The sequence below is a fragment of the Rhodanobacter sp. UC4437_H4 genome, from assembly GCF_052978425.1.
Map to the genome: position 1 here is coordinate 2,951,998 of NZ_CM129673.1, position 17,270 is coordinate 2,969,267.

16 protein-coding genes are annotated in these 17,270 nt (G+C 68.4%); 8 read left to right on the forward strand and 8 right to left on the reverse strand.

Annotated features, from left to right (window positions below):
* Positions 1 to 6: 6 nt before the first annotated feature.
* Entirely contained in the window at positions 7 to 1,269 is a 1,263-nt protein-coding gene (locus ACVCL3_RS13360; RefSeq protein WP_447099646.1) for a YIP1 family protein, read from the reverse strand.
* A gap of 196 nt (positions 1,270 to 1,465) precedes the next feature.
* Between ACVCL3_RS13360 and ACVCL3_RS13365 the strand changes: the two genes are divergently transcribed.
* The 4 genes from ACVCL3_RS13365 to ACVCL3_RS13380 all read left to right on the forward strand — a co-directional run bounded on the left by ACVCL3_RS13365 (position 1,466) and on the right by ACVCL3_RS13380 (position 5,017).
* The gene (locus tag ACVCL3_RS13365; RefSeq protein WP_136257792.1) at positions 1,466 to 1,675 is read left to right on the forward strand and encodes a zinc-finger domain-containing protein; all 210 of its coding nucleotides are present in this window, start codon (positions 1,466 to 1,468) and stop codon (positions 1,673 to 1,675) included.
* Between the two features lie 78 nt (positions 1,676 to 1,753).
* Positions 1,754 to 2,887, forward strand: coding sequence for a glycosyltransferase (locus ACVCL3_RS13370; protein WP_447099647.1), 1,134 nt, complete (start codon positions 1,754 to 1,756; stop codon positions 2,885 to 2,887).
* Positions 2,888 to 2,943: 56 nt separating this feature from the next.
* The gene (locus ACVCL3_RS13375) at positions 2,944 to 4,275 is read left to right on the forward strand and encodes an O-antigen ligase family protein (protein WP_447099648.1); all 1,332 of its coding nucleotides are present in this window, start codon (positions 2,944 to 2,946) and stop codon (positions 4,273 to 4,275) included.
* The gene (locus ACVCL3_RS13380) at positions 4,265 to 5,017 is read left to right on the forward strand and encodes a glycosyltransferase family 2 protein (RefSeq protein WP_447098004.1); all 753 of its coding nucleotides are present in this window, start codon (positions 4,265 to 4,267) and stop codon (positions 5,015 to 5,017) included. The genes ACVCL3_RS13375 and ACVCL3_RS13380 overlap by 11 nt, the downstream gene beginning before the upstream one ends.
* Before the next feature lie 84 nt (positions 5,018 to 5,101).
* Here the strand turns inward: ACVCL3_RS13380 and lpxL are convergent, their stop codons facing one another.
* Positions 5,102 to 6,019, reverse strand: coding sequence for an LpxL/LpxP family Kdo(2)-lipid IV(A) lauroyl/palmitoleoyl acyltransferase (gene lpxL, locus ACVCL3_RS13385; RefSeq protein ID WP_447099649.1), 918 nt, complete (start codon positions 6,017 to 6,019; stop codon positions 5,102 to 5,104).
* Positions 6,020 to 6,137: 118 nt separating this feature from the next.
* On the opposite strand from lpxL, the gene waaA reads away from it, so the two are divergent.
* Complete coding sequence (gene waaA, locus ACVCL3_RS13390) at positions 6,138 to 7,382, forward strand: lipid IV(A) 3-deoxy-D-manno-octulosonic acid transferase (protein ID WP_447107258.1); 1,245 nt, start codon at positions 6,138 to 6,140, stop codon at positions 7,380 to 7,382.
* 12 nt (positions 7,383 to 7,394) lie between these two features.
* Here the strand turns inward: waaA and ACVCL3_RS13395 are convergent, their stop codons facing one another.
* Together ACVCL3_RS13395 and ACVCL3_RS13400 are read right to left on the reverse strand one after the other, a co-directional pair.
* Positions 7,395 to 8,813, reverse strand: a complete 1,419-nt coding sequence (locus ACVCL3_RS13395) for a TolC family outer membrane protein (RefSeq protein ID WP_395120276.1) — start codon at positions 8,811 to 8,813, stop codon at positions 7,395 to 7,397.
* A 39-nt stretch (positions 8,814 to 8,852) separates the two neighbouring features.
* A complete protein-coding gene (locus tag ACVCL3_RS13400; protein ID WP_395120275.1) occupies positions 8,853 to 9,512 on the reverse strand; it encodes a protein-L-isoaspartate O-methyltransferase family protein in 660 nt (219 codons plus the stop codon).
* Between the two features lie 316 nt (positions 9,513 to 9,828).
* Between ACVCL3_RS13400 and ACVCL3_RS13405 the strand changes: the two genes are divergently transcribed.
* Positions 9,829 to 10,428, forward strand: a complete 600-nt coding sequence (locus tag ACVCL3_RS13405) for a TetR/AcrR family transcriptional regulator (RefSeq protein ID WP_395136006.1) — start codon at positions 9,829 to 9,831, stop codon at positions 10,426 to 10,428.
* Positions 10,429 to 10,538: 110 nt separating this feature from the next.
* The gene (locus ACVCL3_RS13410) at positions 10,539 to 11,153 is read left to right on the forward strand and encodes a ferritin-like domain-containing protein (protein WP_395120273.1); all 615 of its coding nucleotides are present in this window, start codon (positions 10,539 to 10,541) and stop codon (positions 11,151 to 11,153) included.
* A 21-nt stretch (positions 11,154 to 11,174) separates the two neighbouring features.
* Here ACVCL3_RS13410 and ACVCL3_RS13415 read toward each other — a convergent pair whose 3' ends face one another.
* Positions 11,175 to 12,191, reverse strand: a complete 1,017-nt coding sequence (locus ACVCL3_RS13415; RefSeq protein ID WP_447099651.1) for a zinc-binding alcohol dehydrogenase family protein — start codon at positions 12,189 to 12,191, stop codon at positions 11,175 to 11,177.
* Positions 12,192 to 12,404: 213 nt separating this feature from the next.
* Between ACVCL3_RS13415 and ACVCL3_RS13420 the strand changes: the two genes are divergently transcribed.
* Positions 12,405 to 13,424 (forward strand): DUF2333 family protein, encoded by a 1,020-nt coding sequence (locus ACVCL3_RS13420; RefSeq protein ID WP_447099652.1) that lies wholly within the window; start codon positions 12,405 to 12,407, stop codon positions 13,422 to 13,424.
* 60 nt (positions 13,425 to 13,484) lie between these two features.
* On the opposite strand, the gene ppa is transcribed toward ACVCL3_RS13420, so the two are convergent.
* The 3 genes from ppa to ACVCL3_RS13435 form a co-directional block, all read right to left on the reverse strand.
* The gene (gene ppa / locus ACVCL3_RS13425) at positions 13,485 to 14,030 is read right to left on the reverse strand and encodes an inorganic diphosphatase (protein ID WP_395120270.1); all 546 of its coding nucleotides are present in this window, start codon (positions 14,028 to 14,030) and stop codon (positions 13,485 to 13,487) included.
* Between the two features lie 71 nt (positions 14,031 to 14,101).
* Positions 14,102 to 14,956: a 2OG-Fe(II) oxygenase gene (locus ACVCL3_RS13430; protein WP_447099653.1), complete on the reverse strand. Its 855-nt coding sequence runs from the start codon at positions 14,954 to 14,956 to the stop codon at positions 14,102 to 14,104.
* 84 nt (positions 14,957 to 15,040) lie between these two features.
* Positions 15,041 to 17,131: a prolyl oligopeptidase family serine peptidase gene (locus tag ACVCL3_RS13435; RefSeq protein ID WP_447101531.1), complete on the reverse strand. Its 2,091-nt coding sequence runs from the start codon at positions 17,129 to 17,131 to the stop codon at positions 15,041 to 15,043.
* Positions 17,132 to 17,270: the final 139 nt, after the last annotated feature.

The following is a 17,270-nucleotide window of genomic DNA, read 5'->3' on the forward strand; positions in this document are numbered from 1 at the left end:
CGCTGGTTATTCGGATTTCACGCCGCTGTCCTTCATCGACTCCAGCTTGCCCAGGTCGACGCTGCCCACCGCCGCCTTCAGCTCGTCGATGCTGTCGGCGTTGCCGTTCGCCTTGACCGTGAAGCGCTTGCCGACGATCACGCTGTACTCGCCGGACTTGGACTGGTGGTCCCACTCCTCGTGGATGAGGTTGCCATTGTCGCTGTAGGTCTTCTCGTAGCCGGTTTCGGTTTCCTTCTCCTCCTCCGGCGCCATCGCGCTGGCCATCGCGATGAAGCCCTTGGCGCCACCGGTGTCGGTCACTTCCAGGGTGATGTGCTGGTTGTCGTCGCCGCTGTATTCGGCACTCGCCTCGGACACCTGCATGCCCATCGCGCCGTTGCGTTCAGCGGAGATGGCGGTGCGCTTGAGGTTGCCCACGGCAGCAGGCAGGAACGCCTTGATCTGATCCGGCGCCAGCGCCTCTACCGGCCCGTTGCTGCCGGACATCGCGCCCATCATCTTGCCCATCGCGGCCGATTGCGCGGCGCTGTCGCCGGATTTCTGCGCCGCTTCCAGCTCCTTGCTTGCCTGTTCGGCGCGCTGGCCCATCGCCGCCAGCTTGCCCAGCGCGCTGTTGCCGTCGATGGTGACGGTGTCGCCGTTGCTGCCGGTCACGTGCATGCTGCCCATCGCCGCGCCGCCCAGCGCGCCGACGAAGATCAGGCCCAGGATCAGGCTGACGATCCAGCCCAGCACGATCGCGATGATCACGCTCACGGCGGTGTAGCCGCCGGCCTTTTCCGCCGGGCACTGCATGGTGTGCGGCAGGCCCAGGTACAGCAGGTAGATGCTGTAGATGCCGCCAGCGAGCAGGATCAGCAGGCCAAGCCATGGCACGATCACGCCGATGCCGGCGATCCACCACGCGGTCCACGCGTAGGCCACCGTCTTCAGCGCCTGGATCAGGTTCGGCCTGGCGCCGAAGGTGCCGGCCAGCGCGTTGATGATCAGCGCCATCACGTAGACCAGCACCAGCGACAGGATGTAGCCCAGGATCATCCGGCCGATGCCCGCGCCGATGCCCGCGCGCACGGTGACGCCCAGGAAACTGGTGCCGATCAGACTGCTCTTGATGAACTGCGCGATCACCGGCAAGGCCGCGATGATGGCGATGTAGCCCGTGTACAGGCCGTTGACCGTGGCCGGTTCGGCTGCCGCCACCGGCCACTCGGTCCTGGGTGTGGTCAGGATGTTCTTTGCGCGCGCGATGAGCTTTGCGGAATCCATGGTCTGCTCCCGATCAGATGCCCGAATCCGGCGCGGGGCGCCGGGACGTCGTTGATTTCCCCTTTGGTGCGTCGCACCGCTTGCTGCCGTCGCGCGGCGGAAACCCCTTCCGGCCGCGCCGTGGCGGATAAGCGCCCCGGCAGCAAACGCCAGCCTGCTACCATTTGCAGCCTGCTGTCCAGTCCGGAGTCCGCTGATGTCTTCCCCCGCTGTCGCGACGGTGCCCCTGGTGCCGGCAAATGCCGAAAATCGTTACGAAGTGACGCGGCGGGACCTCCCGCTGTCGTGCCCGATGCCGGGCATGGTGCTGTGGAACTCCCACCCGAAGGTTTATCTGCCGATCGTCGACGATGGCGGGGAATCAACCTGCGCCTACTGTGGCGCGCATTACGTGCTGCGCGACTGATCCCGCGACCCGATCGGCGGTTCGCCATGGCATTTTTTTTGCTTCTTTTTTGCCATGAAAGCCGCCAGCCCTGAGCTCATGCCCAGCATCGCCGTGCCCGCCAAGCTGCTGACCGTGGTCCAGCTGATCCCCGCGCTGCATTCCGGCGGCGCGGAGCGCTCGGCGCTGGAGATCGCGCGCGCGCTGGTGCGGGCCGGCCATCGCTCGGTGGTGGTTTCCGCCGGCGGACGGCTGGTCGAGCAGCTGCAGGCCGAGGGCAGCGAGCACGTCACCCTCGACCTGGGGCGCAAGTCGCTGAGCACGCTGGGCCGCATCGGCGCGCTGCGACGCCTGCTGCGCGAGCTGAAGCCGGACATCGTGCATGCACGCTCGCGGCTGCCGGCGTGGGTGGGCTGGTGGGCGCTGCGCGGCGTTTCCCCGCGGCCGCATTTCGTCACCACTGTGCATGGCTTCAATTCGCCCGGCCGCTACAGCTCGATCCTGCTGCGCGGCGAGCGCGTCATCGTGGTGTCGCAGACCTTGCGCGACTACGTGCTCAGCCACTATCGCTGGCTGGAGCCGGGCCGGGTGCGGGTGATCCCGCGCGGCATCGACCAGGAGGCGTTTCCCTACGGGCACCGGCCGGACGATGCGTGGCACAAGGCCTTCTTCGCGGAGTTCCCCGCGCTCGCCGGCGCCCCGCTGCTGACCATGCCGGCGCGCGGCACGCGGTTGAAGGGCCACCACGACGCGATCGAATTGCTGGCCGACCTCAAGCGTCGCGGCATCGAGGCGCGGCTGCTGCTGCTGGGCGTGGTCGAGCCGGGCCGCGAGGCCTACGTGGCCGAGCTGCAGGAGCTGATCCGCTTGCGCGGGGTGACCTCGCAGGTGGTGCTGTCGCCGCCGCGCGATGACATCCGCGACATCTACGCGCTGTCGGCGCTGGTGCTGCAGTTGTCGAACAAGCCCGAGACCTTCGGGCGCACGGTGATCGAGGCGCTGTCGCTGTGCCGGCCGGTGCTCGGCTACGCCCATGGCGGCGTCGGCGAATTGCTGGCCGAGCTGTACCCTGCCGGCCGCGTGCCGCTGGGCGATCGCGAGCGGCTGGTCGAACGCGCGGCCGAATTGCTGCGGGTGGCGCCTCCGATCTCGCCGCTGCAGAGCTACCGGCTAAGCGACATGCAGCAATCCACGCTGGCGTTGTACGACGAAGTGAGCCAGCCGCAGGGCTGACGCGCCAGGCGTCGCGGCGCGCCTACAATGCGGGCTGGTTCCCGCCTGGCCCACCCATGACGACCTTCGGCAGTTCACTCAAGGCCGCGCTGCGTTCCCCCTTGCTGCCGTTCTGGCTGGTGATTGCGTTGCTGCCGTTCGGCCGCAGTTCGGAGCTGGGCACGCTGCTGTGCCTGCTCGGCGTGATCATGCTGTTTGCACGCGACCCGGCCGCACTGCGCCAGCACCCCGGCGCGCAGCTGCTGCTGTGGCTGCTGGGAGCGTATGTGGCGGCGGCGTTGTTTTCCGCGCTGGACGCGATTCGTCCCGGCAAGAGCTGGAGCACGGTGGCCGCCACGCTGCGTTACGTTCCGCTGGGCCTGTACGCGTGCTTCGCGATCCGTCGCGAGGCCAAACTGCACGCTTTGTACACGGCGGTCGCCGCGGTGCTGGCGCTGTGGTGTGCGGATGCGTGGGTGCAGGCGTTCACCGGCTGGAGTCTGGGCGGCCATCCCGAAGCTTTTCGGGTCTCGGGCATTTTCGGCGCCGACAACCTGAAACTGGGCCCGAGCCTGGCGGTGCTCTCGCCGTTCGCATTGTGGGCGGCGCGGCAGCGCTGGGGGCGGCCGGGGTTGGTGCTGGCCGCGGTGCTGGTGCTCGGCCCGGTGCTGCTGGCCGGCTCGCGCTCGGCGTGGCTGTGCTACGTGCTGGTGCTGGCGGGTTTCGCCTGGCAGGAGGCGCGCACGCTGTGGCGCTTCTCGTTGTGGTGCGGGGCGGCGGCGCTGCTGCTGGCACTGGCTGGCGTGGTGGCATGGAATACCTCGGCGCGCTTCCATGACCGGATGGCGCGCAGCCTGCTGGTGTTGCAGGGTACCGATCAGTCGGTGGACACCGCGCTCAGCGGCCGGCTCGATATCTGGCAGGTCGGCGTGGCGATGACCGCGGCGCATCCGGTCAACGGCGTGGGCGTGCGCGGATTCCGCTACGCCTATCCGCAGTTCGCGCCGGCCGACGACCACTTCGTGGTGTCGGCCGAAGCGTGCGGCGTCGGCGAAGGCGCCTGCCATCCGCACCAGCTGCTGCTGGAGATCCTCACCAATACCGGCCTGCTCGGGCTGGCGCTGTGGCTGGCCGCGGCGGGTCTGGCGTGGCGGGCATGGCGGCGGGTGGGCGCGGCGGCGCGCGCACGCGCGTTCCCCGCCAGCCTGGCGCTGGGCGTGATGCTGTTTCCGCTGAACTCGCACCTGGCGTTCTACTCGGCCTGGTGGGGGCTGCTGTTCGCCTGGCTGCTCGGGCTGTGGTGCGCCAGTTTGTTCGTTGCCGGCATCCCTGCCGGCAACGAAGAGCCCGGCATCCGTGCCGGACTCCTAAACGCAGAACCCCCTCAGGGGACGCCCGATGGGGCGTGAGCCGCTGTCGGTGGTGGTGACCACGTTCAACAGCGCCGACACGCTCGACGCCTGCCTGCGCGGGGTGAGCTGGGCCGACGAGATCGTGGTGCTGGACTCGGGCTCGAGCGATGCCACCACGGCGATCGCCGCGCACTACGGCGCGCGCATCCACGCGCAGCCGTTCGCCGGCTACAGCGCCCAGAAGCAGGCGGCGATCGACCTCGCCAGCCATCGCTGGGTGCTCCTGCTGGACTCGGATGAATCGCTGGATGCGGATGCCGCTGCATGCCTGCAGCAGGCGCTGTGCGAGCCGGCCCATGCGGGTTACCAGTTGTGGCGGCGCGAGTGGCAGTTCTGGCGCTGGCAGTCGCGGCGCGGCCGGCTCAACCACTACGTGCGCCTGTTCGACCGGCAGCGTGCGCGCATGAGCGGCCACGAGGTGCACGAGGAAGTGCAGGTGGACGGCCCGGTGGGCGTGCTCGACGCGGTCATCGATCACCATGGCGAGCCCGACATCGCCGGCCGCGTGGTCAAGGCGAACCGCTACTCCAGCCTGCAACAGGCCGATCTGGCCGGGCGACGGGTGAGCTGGCTGCGCTTGCGCATGGTGGCGTATCCGACGGTGGCGTTTCTTCGTTATTACGTGCTGCGTGGACACTGGCGCTCCGGCTGGGCCGGCTTCATCGCCGCGCGCATCCACGCGTTCTACGCGTTCCTGAAGTACGCCAAGCTGTACGAGCAACGGCGGCCGCGGGACTGATCCGGCCAGCTCGATCGCCGCTCGGGACGCAGGCATGCGGCTGTACCTGGTCGAGCGCCGCCGGGCATCCGGCTGCCGAACGGATCAGTAGATGGCGGCGGCGCCCGGAGGGCGGGTCTTGAAGCGCTTGTGCACCCACAGGTACTGCTCCGGCGCCTCGCGCACCATCTGCTCGATGCAGGCGTTGACGCGGGCGGTGTCCTCCAGCACGTCCGCGCCGGGGAAATCCTCCAGCGGCGCACCCAGGCGCAGGACGTAACCCGACCCGTCGGGCAGGCGGCGGTGGAAGAACGGGATGACCACCGCGCCGGACAGCCGCGCCAGGTGGTGGGTGGCGGTGATGGTCGCCGCCGGCACGCCGAAGAACGGCACGAACACGGTGTCCTTGCTGCGCATGTCCTGGTCCGGCGCGTACCACAGCGTGCCGCCGGCGCGCAGGTACTTCACCGTGCCGCGGATGTCGTCCTTGTCGAACATCGCCGCGGCGTAGCGCAGCCGCGCGCGCAGCACCACCCATTCGAACACGGTCGAATCCATGCGCCGGTACATGCCGGCAATGCGGATGCGCTGCGACACCAGCCGCGCGCACAGCTCCAGGTGCGAGAAGTGGCCGCCGACCAGCAGCACGCCCTTGCCGCGCGCGCGCGCCGCCTCCAGGTGTTCCAGCCCTTCGATGGCGGTCGGCAGCGCGGCCATGCGCCGGTCGCTGCCCAGCCAGCCGAGCGCGAACTCCACCAGCATCATGCCGATGTCGCGCAGGTTGGCGTCGACCAGTGTCGCGCGCTGCGCGGGATCGAGCGCGGGGAAACACAGCGCGATGTTGGCGGCCGCGATGCGCCGTCGCGCCGACGGAATGCGCGCCACCAGCGCGCCGAGTCGGCGCCCCAGCCACGGCAGTGTCGCCTGTGGCAGATGCGCGATCAGCCACACCGCCGCCACCCCCAGCCATGCCGGCCAGTGGCGGGGAGCGAGCAGCGATCGGGTGAATTCGGGGCGGGGCATGCCGGGCATCGTCGGCATTGTACCGGGCCATCCGCGCGCGAACCTGCTTCAGGCGCTGTCGCTATACTCGCGCGTTGATTGCAAGGATCGGCCGTTGCGCTTCCTGTACACCCTCGCGATGTTCCTGGTCACGCCGGTGCTGGTGCTGCGCCTGCTGGTGCGGGGCTTGCGCTCGCCGCCGCACCACCACCGGCGCTGGCTGGAGCGCTTCGGCTCGTTCGACGCGCCCGGCTTCAGCGGCAGCCTGTGGATTCACGCGGTATCGGTGGGCGAGGTCAACGCCGCCGAGCCGCTGGTCAAGGCACTGCAGCGCAGCTACGCCCACGCGCCGCTGGTGGTCAGCACGGTCACCCCCACCGGCGCCGCGCGCGTGCAGCAGCTGTTCGGCGACAGCGTGTTCCACGTGTACTTGCCCTACGACCTGCCGTTCGCGGTGCGCCGCTTCATGAAGCGCGTGCGGCCGCGTCTGGCGGTGATCGTGGAAACCGAGATCTGGCCCAACCTCTACTTCGCCTGCCGCCGCCGCGGCATCCCGCTGATGGTCGTCAATGCACGATTGTCCGAGCGCTCGATGCGCGGCTACAAGCCGCTGCGTCCGCTGATCGCTTCGGCGCTGCGCTGCGTGAGCGTGATCGCCGCACAGTCGCGCACCGATGCCGCGCGCTATCGCCTCCTGGGCGCCGATCCGCAGTCGGTGCTGGTCAGCGGCAACATGAAGTTCGACGTGCCGATCCCGGACGGCGCGGTGGCGGCCGGCGCCGCGATGCGCGCGCACTGGGGGCCCCGGCGGCCGGTGTGGATGGCGGCCAGCACGCACGACGGCGAGGAACTGGCGGTGCTGGAGGCGCATCTGAAAGTGCTGCAGCGCCTGCCCGATGCGCTGCTGCTGCTGGCGCCGCGCCACCCCGAGCGTTTCCGGCTGGTGGAGCACACCGTGCGCAGCCTCGGTTTCACGGTCGCCACGCGCAGCCTGGAAGGCGTGCCGGCGACCGCGCATCAGGTCTTCGTGATCGACGCCATGGGGCAATTGATCCCGTTCTTCGCGGCTTCGGACCTGGCCTTCATCGGCGGCAGCCTGGTGCCGGTCGGCGGCCACAACGTGCTGGAGCCGGCGGCGCTCTCGGTGCCGGTGCTGGTGGGGCCGCACACCTTCAATTCGGAAGAGATCATCCGCAGCCTGATCGAGGACGGCGGCGCCGAGCGCGTGGCTGCCGCCGAGCAACTCGGCCCGCACGTGCTGCGGCTGCTGCTCGACGCGCCGCGCCGCGGACAGATGGGCGAGGCGGCGCGACAGGTATTCGAGCGCGAGCGCGGGGCAGTGCGGCGCGTCATGCAGCTGGTCGACGCGCTGCTGCAGGAGTAGGCGGTCAGCGCCTCACTGCAGCAGAGCGTTGATGCCCTGGATGTCCTTGAAGTCGGCCGTGCCGGCGGCCTGCTGCAACAGCAGCTTGTTCAGGATGAACTGGTGGCGCGCCTGCGAATAGGCGCTTTCGGACTGGGTCAGGGTCTGGATCGCCAGCAGCACGTCGGTGAAGGTCTGCGTGCCGACCTCGAAGCCCGCACGGGTGGCTTCCAGCGCCTTCTGGCCGGACTCCACCGAGGCCTTGCCCGACTCCACCTGCGAAATGCCGGCGAGCACCGAGCGGTAGTAGTTGAGCGTGTTCTGGATCACCTGGCGGCGCTGCAGTTCCAGTGCGTCGTTGGCGGCATCGCGCTGGTAGATCGACTGGCGCACGCGCGACTGGGTGTAACCGCCGGAAAAGATCGGCACGTTCAGGGTCAGCCCGATGGTGGTCGAGGCCGGCCGCTCCGAACCGATGCGGGCGGGGTCCTGGTACCAACTGCTGCTCTTGCCGTAGTTCACGCTGGCGCTGATCGTGGGCAGGTGGCCCGAGCGTGCCGCGGTGATGTTGTGCTCGGCGGTCCGCACGTTGTCCTGCTGCGCCTGCAAGGTCGGGTTGTTCTCCAGCGCCTGCTTCACCCAGGCCTGCGGATCGCTCGGCGCGGGCGCGTCCATCGGTAGGTCGTCGCGCAGCTTCTTGAGTTCGCCCACCGGCTTGCCGGTGATGACGCGCAAGGCTTCGCGGTCGTTGTCGAGCGTGTTCTGCGCCGCGATGGTCTGGGTCTTGGCGTTCTCGTAATAGGCCTTGGCCTGGTACACGTTGGTGATCGCCGACAGACCCACCTTGTACTGCTGGTCGGCCTGGTCGTACTGGCGCTTGAACGCGTCCTCGTTGGCCTTGGCGAAGGTCAGCTGATCCTCGTCGTTGAGCACGGTGAAGTACGCCGCGGTGACGCGCACCAGCAGGTCCTGCGCTGCGGCCTGGTAGGTCGCGTCCTGCGCATCCTTGGCGGAGTGCGCGGCCTTGAGGTTGGCGTACTTGCTGAAGTCGAAAACGGTCTGGGTCAGCGTGGCATTGAGGCTGCGCGTGCGCAGGTGGCCGCCGTCGGAGGCGGTGCCGTTGGACGCCAGCGGGCCGGTACAGGTGTAGTTGCCGCTGCCGGCGGCGATGCCGCTGCACAGGAAGCTGTTGGCGCCGGTACCGAAGTCCAGGCTGTTGCTGCCCTGGCCGCCGTTGGCCTGTTGCAGGGTGAGCGAACCGTCGATCTGCGGCAGCAGCCCGGCACGCGCCTGCGGCACGCCTTCGCCGGTGGCCAGCCGCGTCGCGTCGGCCTGGGCCAGTACCGGGTCATTGGCGCGCGCGTCGCGATAGGCATCGAGCAGATCCTCGCCATGGCTGGGCAGCGAGACGGCGGCCAGCGCCAGGGCCAGGGTGAGCAGCTTCAATTGCATGGAATGCCTCGTGTCGATCGGGGACGTCGGGGAGGGGGTCTACAGAACGAATCGCGGCGCCGGCTCGGCATGCACCAGATACGGCAGGTCGGTCTCGAACAGGCCTTGCGCGCGCAGTTCGCCGGTCGCTTCGAGAACCAGCAGGTTGGCGCGCTGCACCGGCGACTGTCCGCTCACCACGAACGCGCGGCCACCGGGCTTGAGCCACGCGCGCCAGCGCGACGGAACTTCCGCCACGGCGCCGGTGACCACCAGCACGTCGAACAAGCCATCCGGCTGCCACGCGCGCACCGCCTCGCCGGTGACCAGGCTGGCATTGCCGATGCCGGCGTGACGCAGCCGCTCGCTCGCGGCGGCGGTGAAATCGGCATGGATGTCCACGCTGACCAGTTGTGCCGACAGGGTGGCGAGGCACGCGCTGAGATAGCCCGAGCCGGTGCCGATTTCCAGCACGCGGTCGGTGGCCTGCACGTCCAGCGCCTGCAACACGCGGCCCTCGACCACCGGCTTCATCATCACCTCGCCATGGCCCAGCGGCAGGCACAGATCGGCGAAGGCCAGCTGCCGGTGTTCGGCGGCGACGAAATCCTCGCGGCGCACGCGGCTGATGACGTCGAGCACGCGGCCGTCGAGTACCTCCCACGGACGCACCTGGTTCTCCACCATGTTCGTGCGTGCCTGTTCGAAATTCATCGCCATCTGTGCATGCCTGCGCTGTCCCGGAAGAACCCGGAAGGATAAGCTCTGCCACCTGCCGCGACAATGGCGGCGCCGCTTGGCACCTAGCCTGACGGCTGCGCCACGGTGCACGAAGTGCCGGAAGTCATCGGCGCTGCGTGACGTCCGTCACCCCGCCGTGCGCATCGGATCGACCGCCGCCCATGGCCGGATTGCCGCCGCGTGGCAAATAAATAAACCGAAGCGTATACTAAAGGCTGATCATTTGTATTTGAAGGTGGAGGACATGAGTACCAGCGCGCCCATCAGAGCCCAGGGACCCGGTCGCCCGAAGGACATGGAGAAGCGTGCGGCCATCCTGGCAGCGGCCAAGGCGTTGTTCATCAGCAACGCTTTCAGTGGCACCAGCATGGATGCCATCGCCGCCGACGCCGGCGTGTCCAAACTCACCGTCTACAGCCATTTCGGCGACAAGGACAACCTGTTCCGCGAAGTCATCCGCTCGCGCATCCAGGACCTGCTGCCGGAGGAAACCTACCGCTTCGACCCGCAGGCGGACATCCGCGAGACCTTGCTGCGGGTGGCGCTGACCCATGCCCACCTGGACTGCAACGCCGAAACCGTGGGCACCTTCCGCGCCATCCTCAGCGACTGCCGCCAGGGCAACCCGCGCTACGGCAAGCTGATCTGGGAAGAAGGCGCCACGCGCACCCATGGCCTGATGGAACGCCTGCTGCAGCAGGCGGTTGACGCCGGCAAGCTCGACATCGACGACGTGCGCCGGGCCAGCATGCAGTTCCTCACCCTGATCAAGGGCAACCTGATGATGCGGCAGATGTTCGGCTGCACGAATTGCCCGGAAAGCTACCTGCAGGAAATCGAGACGACCGCGCGCGCGGGCGTGGACACCTTCCTGCGCGCCTTCCTGCCGCGCTGACCACGCCAAGTTCTTCACCCGGCTTTCTCGGGCCGGTGCCCATGCTCTGCCGATATCCGTGCGCCGGAAAGCTCATCGCAGCCGGCGCCACCCGTCCGCAGGAGCAAGCCATGGCCAAGACCAAGCCGTTCGTCAGCGACATCGAGAACATCCGCAAACGCGCCCGCCAGGACATCGACAAGGGCGCGATGACCGCCGGCTACAAGGCCGACCGCGCCACCGTGGTGACCCTGCTCAATCACGCCCTGGCCACCGAGATCGTCTGCGTGCTGCGCTACAAGTACCACTACTACATGGCCTCGGGCATCCACTCGCAGGCGATCAAGGAAGAGTTCCTGCAGCACGCCAACGAGGAACAGGGACACGCCGACCTGCTCGCCGAGCGCATCACCCAGCTCGACGGCAAACCGAACCTGTCGCCCGAGGGCCTGCTCACGCGCAGCCACTCCGACTACGTCGAAGGCGAGGACATCGTCGACATGATCAAGGAGGACCTGGTCGCCGAGCGCATCGCCATCGACAGCTACCGCGAGATGATCGACTACGTGGGCACCGCCGACCCCACCACCCGCCGTGTGCTGGAAAGCATCCTGGCGATGGAGGAAGAGCACGCCGAGGACATGAACACCTTGCTGGAGCAGCTCGGCAAGAAGGGCGAGCCTGCCAAGCCGGCACCCTCGACCAGGGCCAGCGGCGGGAAAGCGGTGGTCCGCAAGCGCCGCTGATGGCACCGTCGATCGGGCGGCCTACCAGCCGGCCAGCACCAGCTTGCCGATGCTGCTGCCCGATTCCAGCCGGCGATGTGCCTCGCGCAGATTCGCCGCGTTGATCGGGTTCAGCGTCTCGCGCCGGATGCCCCTCAACTCGCCGGCATCCACCCGCTCTGCCACGCGGGCGAGAATGCGCCCCTGCTCGGCCATGTCCGCCGTGTGGAAGCGCGCGCGGGCGAACATGAACTCCCAGTGGATGCCGATGCATTTGGCCTTGTACGGATCGCCGATGCGCAGCGCGCCATGCGGTTCCACGATCAGGCCGACGTGGCCTTGCGGCGCCAGCAGCGCGCCGAGTTCGTCCCAGTAGGCATCCGTGTCGGCGAGATTGAGTGCGGCGTCGACGGTCGCGAAACCCAGCGCGGCGAGTTGTGGCGCCAGCGGCTGTCGATGGTTCACCACGTGCTGCGCGCCCATCGCGCGGCACCAGTCGGTACTGTCGGCACGCGAGGCGGTGGCGATCACGGTGAACCCCGCGCGCCGCGCCAGCTGGATCGCGATCGAGCCGACGCCGCCGGCGCCGCCAATGACCAGCAACGACTGGCCCTCGCCGCCGTGCTCGCTGTCGAACGGCATGCGCTGGAACAGCAACTCCCACGCGGTGATCGCCACCAGCGGCAGCGCTGCGGCGTCGGCGAAATCCAGGCTGTGCGGCATCGCCGCGGCCAACTGCGCGTCCACCAACTGGAACTGCGCATTGCTGCCCGGGCGGGTGACGTCGCCCGCGTAATACACGCGATCGCCCGGCTTGAAACCTGCCACCGCGCTGCCAACGGCTTCCACCGTGCCGGCGGCGTCGTAGCCCAGCACTTTCGGTTGTGCTTCCACGTGTGGCTTCGGTGCGCGCAGCTTGGTATCGACCGGATTCACCGACACGGCCTCGACGCGCACCAGCAGGTCGCGCCCGCCCGGCGCGGGTGTGGGCAGTTCCACGTCGAACAGCGATTGCGGATCGTCGATCGGCAGGTAGCGGGTGAGGGCGACGGCTTTCATGTGGATGTCTCCGGGGCGGCGGGTAAACATCGGTGAGCGAACGCGCTGCGCGATGCGCCGTCGGGCGATGGCAAGCATACGGCGATGGCACGGCCTCGCGGCAAAGCCTGTGCGGCGGAACCTCGCCGCCGCGAGCGAGATGCGCCCGACAGCGCCGGGGTGGTCGCGTTGTAAGCTGCGGACTCCGCTCGCCACCTCCGCAGGAGCCGTCCGATGTTGACCCCTGACACTTCCCCCGCGCCGCGCCGCGGCCTGCGCCGGGCGATCCTGGCCGTGGTCGCCGTGCTGGTGCTGCTGATCGCGGCGTCGATGTGGTGGTGGGATACCGAGCCGGCGCTGTTCGATCCGGTGGCGGCCACCCAGGCCCGGATGCAGGAATTGAAGCGGCCGGTGAGTACCGGCGCCACCACCACGGTCACCCTGATCGCCTCGGTGCGCACCCTGCTCGACAAGCGCGGCGGCTACCTCAGCAACGACAAGCTGCCGCCGGGCGTACTGCTGGACAACATCCCCAACTGGGAATTCGGCTCGCTGACCGCCTCGCGCGACCTGGTGCGCGCGCTGCGCAACGACTTCAGCCGCTCGCAGACGCAGTCGACCGAGGACAAGGACCTGGCCGGGGCCGACCCGCTGCTCAACAGCCCGAACGACCGCTGGCTGCTGCCCAGCTCGGAGAGTCAGTACCGCAAGGCGATCAAGTATCTGGACGGCTATCTGGCGCGGCTCGGCGATGCCGACGACAGCAATGCGCACTTCTACGCGCGCGCCGACAACCTGGCCGATTACCTGCAGCTGGTGTCGTCGCGGCTGGGCTCGTTGTCGCAGCGGCTGTCCGCCAGCGTGGGCCAGATCCGCATCGGCGACGTGGACGCCTCCGATCCGGTCAGCGCATCCACCGTGGCCGCGCCCGGCGGCGGCCGGCTGGTCAAGACCCCGTGGACGCAGATCGACGACAACTTCTACGAAGCACGCGGCTACACCTGGACGCTGCTGGAACAGCTCAAGGCGATCCAGCGCGATTTCGGCCCGATCCTGCGCTCCAAGCACGCCGACGTGAGCCTGGAACAGGTGATCCGCGAGCTGGAGGAGGCGCAGCGCCCGCTGCACAGTCCGATGGTGCTGAACGGTTCGCCGTTCGGTTTCTTCGCCAACCATTCTCTGGTGATGGCGAACTACGTGTCGCGCGCCAATGCGGCGCTGATCGACCTGCGCGAGTTGCTCAAGCGCGGCTGATGCGGCCCCAACGCAAGAGCCCCGCACGGGCGGGGCTCTTGCATTGCATCGCCTTCGGGCTCAGGCCTTGGAGCCGTGCTCGGCCTTGTAGCGGGCGATGCCGGCCAGGATTTCGGCCTTGGCCTCTTCGGCACCGACCCAGCCCTCGACCTTGACCCACTTGCCCTGCTCCAGATCCTTGTAATGTTCGAAGAAGTGGCCGATGCGCTGCAGCCAGTGCGGCGAGACGCCCTTCATGTCGTTGATGTGGGCGTAGCCCGGGAACACCTTGGGCGAGGGAATCACCACCAGCTTCTCGTCGGCGCCGGCCTCGTCGGTCATCTGCAGCATGCCGACCGGGTGGCAGCGGATCACCGAGCCCACGGCCAGTGACAACGGCAGGATCACCACCGCGTCCAGCGGGTCGCCGTCGCCGCCCAGGGTGCCCGGCACGTAGCCGTAGTTGCACGGGTAGCGCATCGGCGTGGACAGGATGCGGTCGACGAAGATCGCGCCCGATTCCTTGTCCACCTCGTACTTGACCGGCTCGGCGTCCTTGGGGATCTCGATGATGACGTTGATTTCGTTTGGCACGTCGCGACCGGCGGGGACAAGATGCAGACCCATGGGAATCCTCAAGCGGGGGAAAAACAGTCCGCTAGGATACGCCAAACGCTGCTGCATCGCAGCACCGCTTGTCAGCCGCGACCGCCCTGGCGGTAGGGCCGCTCGCGCAGCCACTTGGTGGCGATCCATTTTTCACCGCAGATCACCGGCAGGCCGGCGTGCAGCGAGCGGGGGTCGCCGCCTTCGTAGGCGAAATAGACGGCCGAACCGCGGCGCGCGGTGACGGTCAGGCCCAGCTCGGGGAAGGCGGTGCCGCCGCCCAGTTCGGGCGTGTTGAGGTACATCACCACGCTGGCGATGCGCTGGCCACCGGAACGGGTGATGGCGTCGTAGCCGGGCAAGGCGGGGTCGAACCAGTCGAAATGCGGCTCGTACTCCTGGCCCGGGCGGTAATGCAGGATCTGCAGCCCTTCGCCGTGGTTGACCGGCAGGCCGAGCAGGCCGGCCAGGCGCTGCTCGATGCGCGCGATCAGCGGCCGTTCGCCGATAGAAAAGAACATGCCTTCGCTGGTGCGGCGCTGGTCCACCTGCTGTTTGCCGTCGTCGTCGACGGTCAGCGCGCGCGCCAGCTGCGGCCGCGCCAGCTCGATCAGTTCGGCGCATTCGGCGTCGTCCAGGATGTTTTCCAGCACGCGCAGCGGCGGTTCGTCGACGCTCAGCGACACGCCTATGGCGTGGCCGTCGACGCAGACCGCCGGCGCCTCCGGGTGTCTGGTGCGCAGGCCGCGCGGTGCGGGCGAAGTGGTGCCGGCGTTGAGCGCGGCCAGCGGCAGCTTCAGCACTTCGGCGACGATGCTGCGGCTCTGGCGCGGGTCGTAGCCGTTGTCCTTCATCAGCTTGAGCACGTCCGGCACGCCGTGGCCGGCCCGTGTGGTGGCGAGGATCCACTCGCGCAATTCATGGCTGATGGCGGTGCGTGACGGCATGGCGGAAAGGCTTGCGATCGGCGTGTCAGCATACTTCAGCGACCAGTTTCGCCGCACGCCCGCGCGAGCGTGCGGCGGTCACCGCTACTTCAGCTGATCCCACAGGAAGTCGTAGGCCATCGCGTGCATGTGGGCGGACTGCTGGTTGTCCGCGCCGGCGCCGTGGCCGCCTTCGAGGTTCTCGTAGAACCACACGTCGGGGTGGCCTTGCGCCTGCATCTTCGCGGCCATCTTGCGCGCCTGCACCGGACCCACGCGGTCGTCGCTGGTGGCGGTGTAGAACAGCACCGGCGGATAGTGGCCGTCTTTTTTCACGTTCTGGTACGGCGAGAAGGTCTTGATGAAGTTCCAGTCGGCGGTGTCCGGGTTGCCGTATTCGGCCATCCACGACGCGCCGGCGGAGAGGTGCGAATAGCGCTTCATGTCCAGCAGCGGCACTTCGCAGGCGATCGCGCCGAACAACTGCGGATACATGGTGAGCATGTTGCCCATCAGCAGGCCACCGTTGCTGCCGCCTTCGGCGCCCAGGTGCCCGGGCGAGGTGACGCCGCGCTTGATCAGGTCCTGCGCGACGGCGGCGAAATCCTCGTACGCGCGCGGGCGGTTCGCCTTCAGCGCCGCCTTGTGCCAGCGCGGGCCGTACTCGCCGCCGCCGCGGATGTTGGCTACCACGTAGACGCCGCCGCGATCGAGCCAGGCGCGGCCGATGCTGCCGCTGTAGTGCGGCAGCATCGACACTTCGAAGCCGCCATAGCCGTACAGCAGGGTGCGGTTGGCGCCATCCAGCTTGATGCCCTTGGGCGCGATCTCGAAATACGGTACGCGGGTACCGTCCTTCGAGGTCACGAAGTGCTGGCTGACGGTGAACTTCGACGCGTCGAAGAACGCCGGCTCCTGCTTGATCGTTTCCGCCGGCGTGCTGCCCAGCACGCCGCGTTCGAGCGATGCGGGGGTGAGGAAGCCGGCCACGTCGAGCCAGTACTCGTCGCTGTGGTCGGGGTCGGTGTCGACCACGCTGACCGTGCTGAGCGCCGGTGCACCCGGCAGCACCTCGGGATGCCAGCCGTCGTCGGCGCCCGCCATCCGCGGCGGAGTGAGCACTTCCAGCCGACTCTTGACGTCATCCAGCACGTCGAGGATCAGGTGGTTGCGGGTCCAGGCGTAGCTGGACAGCGCGGTGTGCTGGTCGGGCTTGAACAGCACGGTGAACTCGCGCTTGCCGGCGATGAAGTCGTCGAAGCGGATGGCCAGCAGCGCTCCTGAGGGATAGGTGGCGCCGCCGACCGTCCATGGTGAGCGCGTCTGCACCAGCAGCCATTCGCGGTGGGCGTTGGCATCGGCGTCGGTGGGCACGTCGAGGCGTGTCAGTTTGCCGCCGTGGCGCAGGAACAGCTCGCTGTGGAAGAAATCCTTGGCCACCGACACGAAGTCGCGCTCGTAACCCGGCGTGCGGTCGTGGAACGCACTGACCGCGAGGTCGTCGTGCTTGCCCTCGTGCACGGTCGCGGCGGCCGACAGCGGCGTGCCGCGCTTCCACTCCTTGACGATGCGCGGATAGCTGGAGGCGGTCATCGAACCGGGGCCGAAGTCGGTGCCCACGTAAATGGTGTCCTCGTCGATCCAGCCGACATCGCTCTTGGCCACCGGCAGCTCGAAGCCGCCCTTCACGAAGGCCTTCTTCGGGATGCTGAACTCGCGCACCGCCACCGCGTCGCCGCCGTCGGGCGACAGCGACACCAGGCAGCGTTCGAACGCCGGCTTGAGGCATTGCACGCCCTTGAACACCCAGCGCTTGCCCTCGGCCTTGTTCAGCGCGTCGATGTCCAGCAGCACCTCCCATTTCGGCTCGGCCTTGCGGTATTCGGCCAGGGTGGTGCGGCGCCAGACGCCGCGCGGATGGGTCTTGTCGCGCCAGAAGTTGTACAGCTCGCCGCCCATGCGGTTGACGTAGGGAATGCGTGCGTCCGAGTCGAGTACCTGCAGGATCGCGTCGCGTGTCTTGTCGAAGCTGGCGTCGCTGGCGAAGCGCGCCTGCGTACGCGCGTTCTCCTGTTTCACCCATTCCATCGAGCGGGTGCCGTGGATGTCTTCGAGCCACAGCCAGGGATCGTCGGTGGCGGCCTGGTCGGCAGGGGTTTTCGCGGTTGGGGTATCGCTGGCGTCGGCAGGATTCATGCCCGCCAGTGTGACGCCGAGTGCCAGGGTGAGCCAGACCAGTCGCATGAGGTTTCTCCTTTGGGGGCGAGCGCGGAATTGCCGGCGATCGAGCGGATCCCATGCGGCCGCTGGCCGTCGGGCGCCGGTGGCGGCGAAC

Coding starts and splice junctions, on each gene's coding strand:
- ACVCL3_RS13405 (WP_395136006.1), top strand. CDS start 9,829: ATGGAGAAGCGTGCGGCCATCCTGGCAGCGGCCAAGGCGTTGTTCATC.
- ACVCL3_RS13420 (WP_447099652.1), top strand. CDS start 12,405: ATGTTGACCCCTGACACTTCCCCCGCGCCGCGCCGCGGCCTGCGCCGG.
- lpxL (WP_447099649.1), bottom strand. CDS start 6,019: ATGCCCCGCCCCGAATTCACCCGATCGCTGCTCGCTCCCCGCCACTGG.
- ACVCL3_RS13360 (WP_447099646.1), bottom strand. CDS start 1,269: ATGGATTCCGCAAAGCTCATCGCGCGCGCAAAGAACATCCTGACCACA.
- ACVCL3_RS13380 (WP_447098004.1), top strand. CDS start 4,265: ATGGGGCGTGAGCCGCTGTCGGTGGTGGTGACCACGTTCAACAGCGCC.
- ACVCL3_RS13365 (WP_136257792.1), top strand. CDS start 1,466: ATGTCTTCCCCCGCTGTCGCGACGGTGCCCCTGGTGCCGGCAAATGCC.
- ACVCL3_RS13400 (WP_395120275.1), bottom strand. CDS start 9,512: ATGGCGATGAATTTCGAACAGGCACGCACGAACATGGTGGAGAACCAG.
- ACVCL3_RS13410 (WP_395120273.1), top strand. CDS start 10,539: ATGGCCAAGACCAAGCCGTTCGTCAGCGACATCGAGAACATCCGCAAA.
- ACVCL3_RS13430 (WP_447099653.1), bottom strand. CDS start 14,956: ATGCCGTCACGCACCGCCATCAGCCATGAATTGCGCGAGTGGATCCTC.
- ppa (WP_395120270.1), bottom strand. CDS start 14,030: ATGGGTCTGCATCTTGTCCCCGCCGGTCGCGACGTGCCAAACGAAATC.
- ACVCL3_RS13435 (WP_447101531.1), bottom strand. CDS start 17,131: ATGAATCCTGCCGACGCCAGCGATACCCCAACCGCGAAAACCCCTGCC.
- ACVCL3_RS13375 (WP_447099648.1), top strand. CDS start 2,944: ATGACGACCTTCGGCAGTTCACTCAAGGCCGCGCTGCGTTCCCCCTTG.
- ACVCL3_RS13395 (WP_395120276.1), bottom strand. CDS start 8,813: ATGCAATTGAAGCTGCTCACCCTGGCCCTGGCGCTGGCCGCCGTCTCG.
- ACVCL3_RS13370 (WP_447099647.1), top strand. CDS start 1,754: ATGCCCAGCATCGCCGTGCCCGCCAAGCTGCTGACCGTGGTCCAGCTG.
- ACVCL3_RS13415 (WP_447099651.1), bottom strand. CDS start 12,191: ATGAAAGCCGTCGCCCTCACCCGCTACCTGCCGATCGACGATCCGCAA.
- waaA (WP_447107258.1), top strand. CDS start 6,138: ATGTTCCTGGTCACGCCGGTGCTGGTGCTGCGCCTGCTGGTGCGGGGC.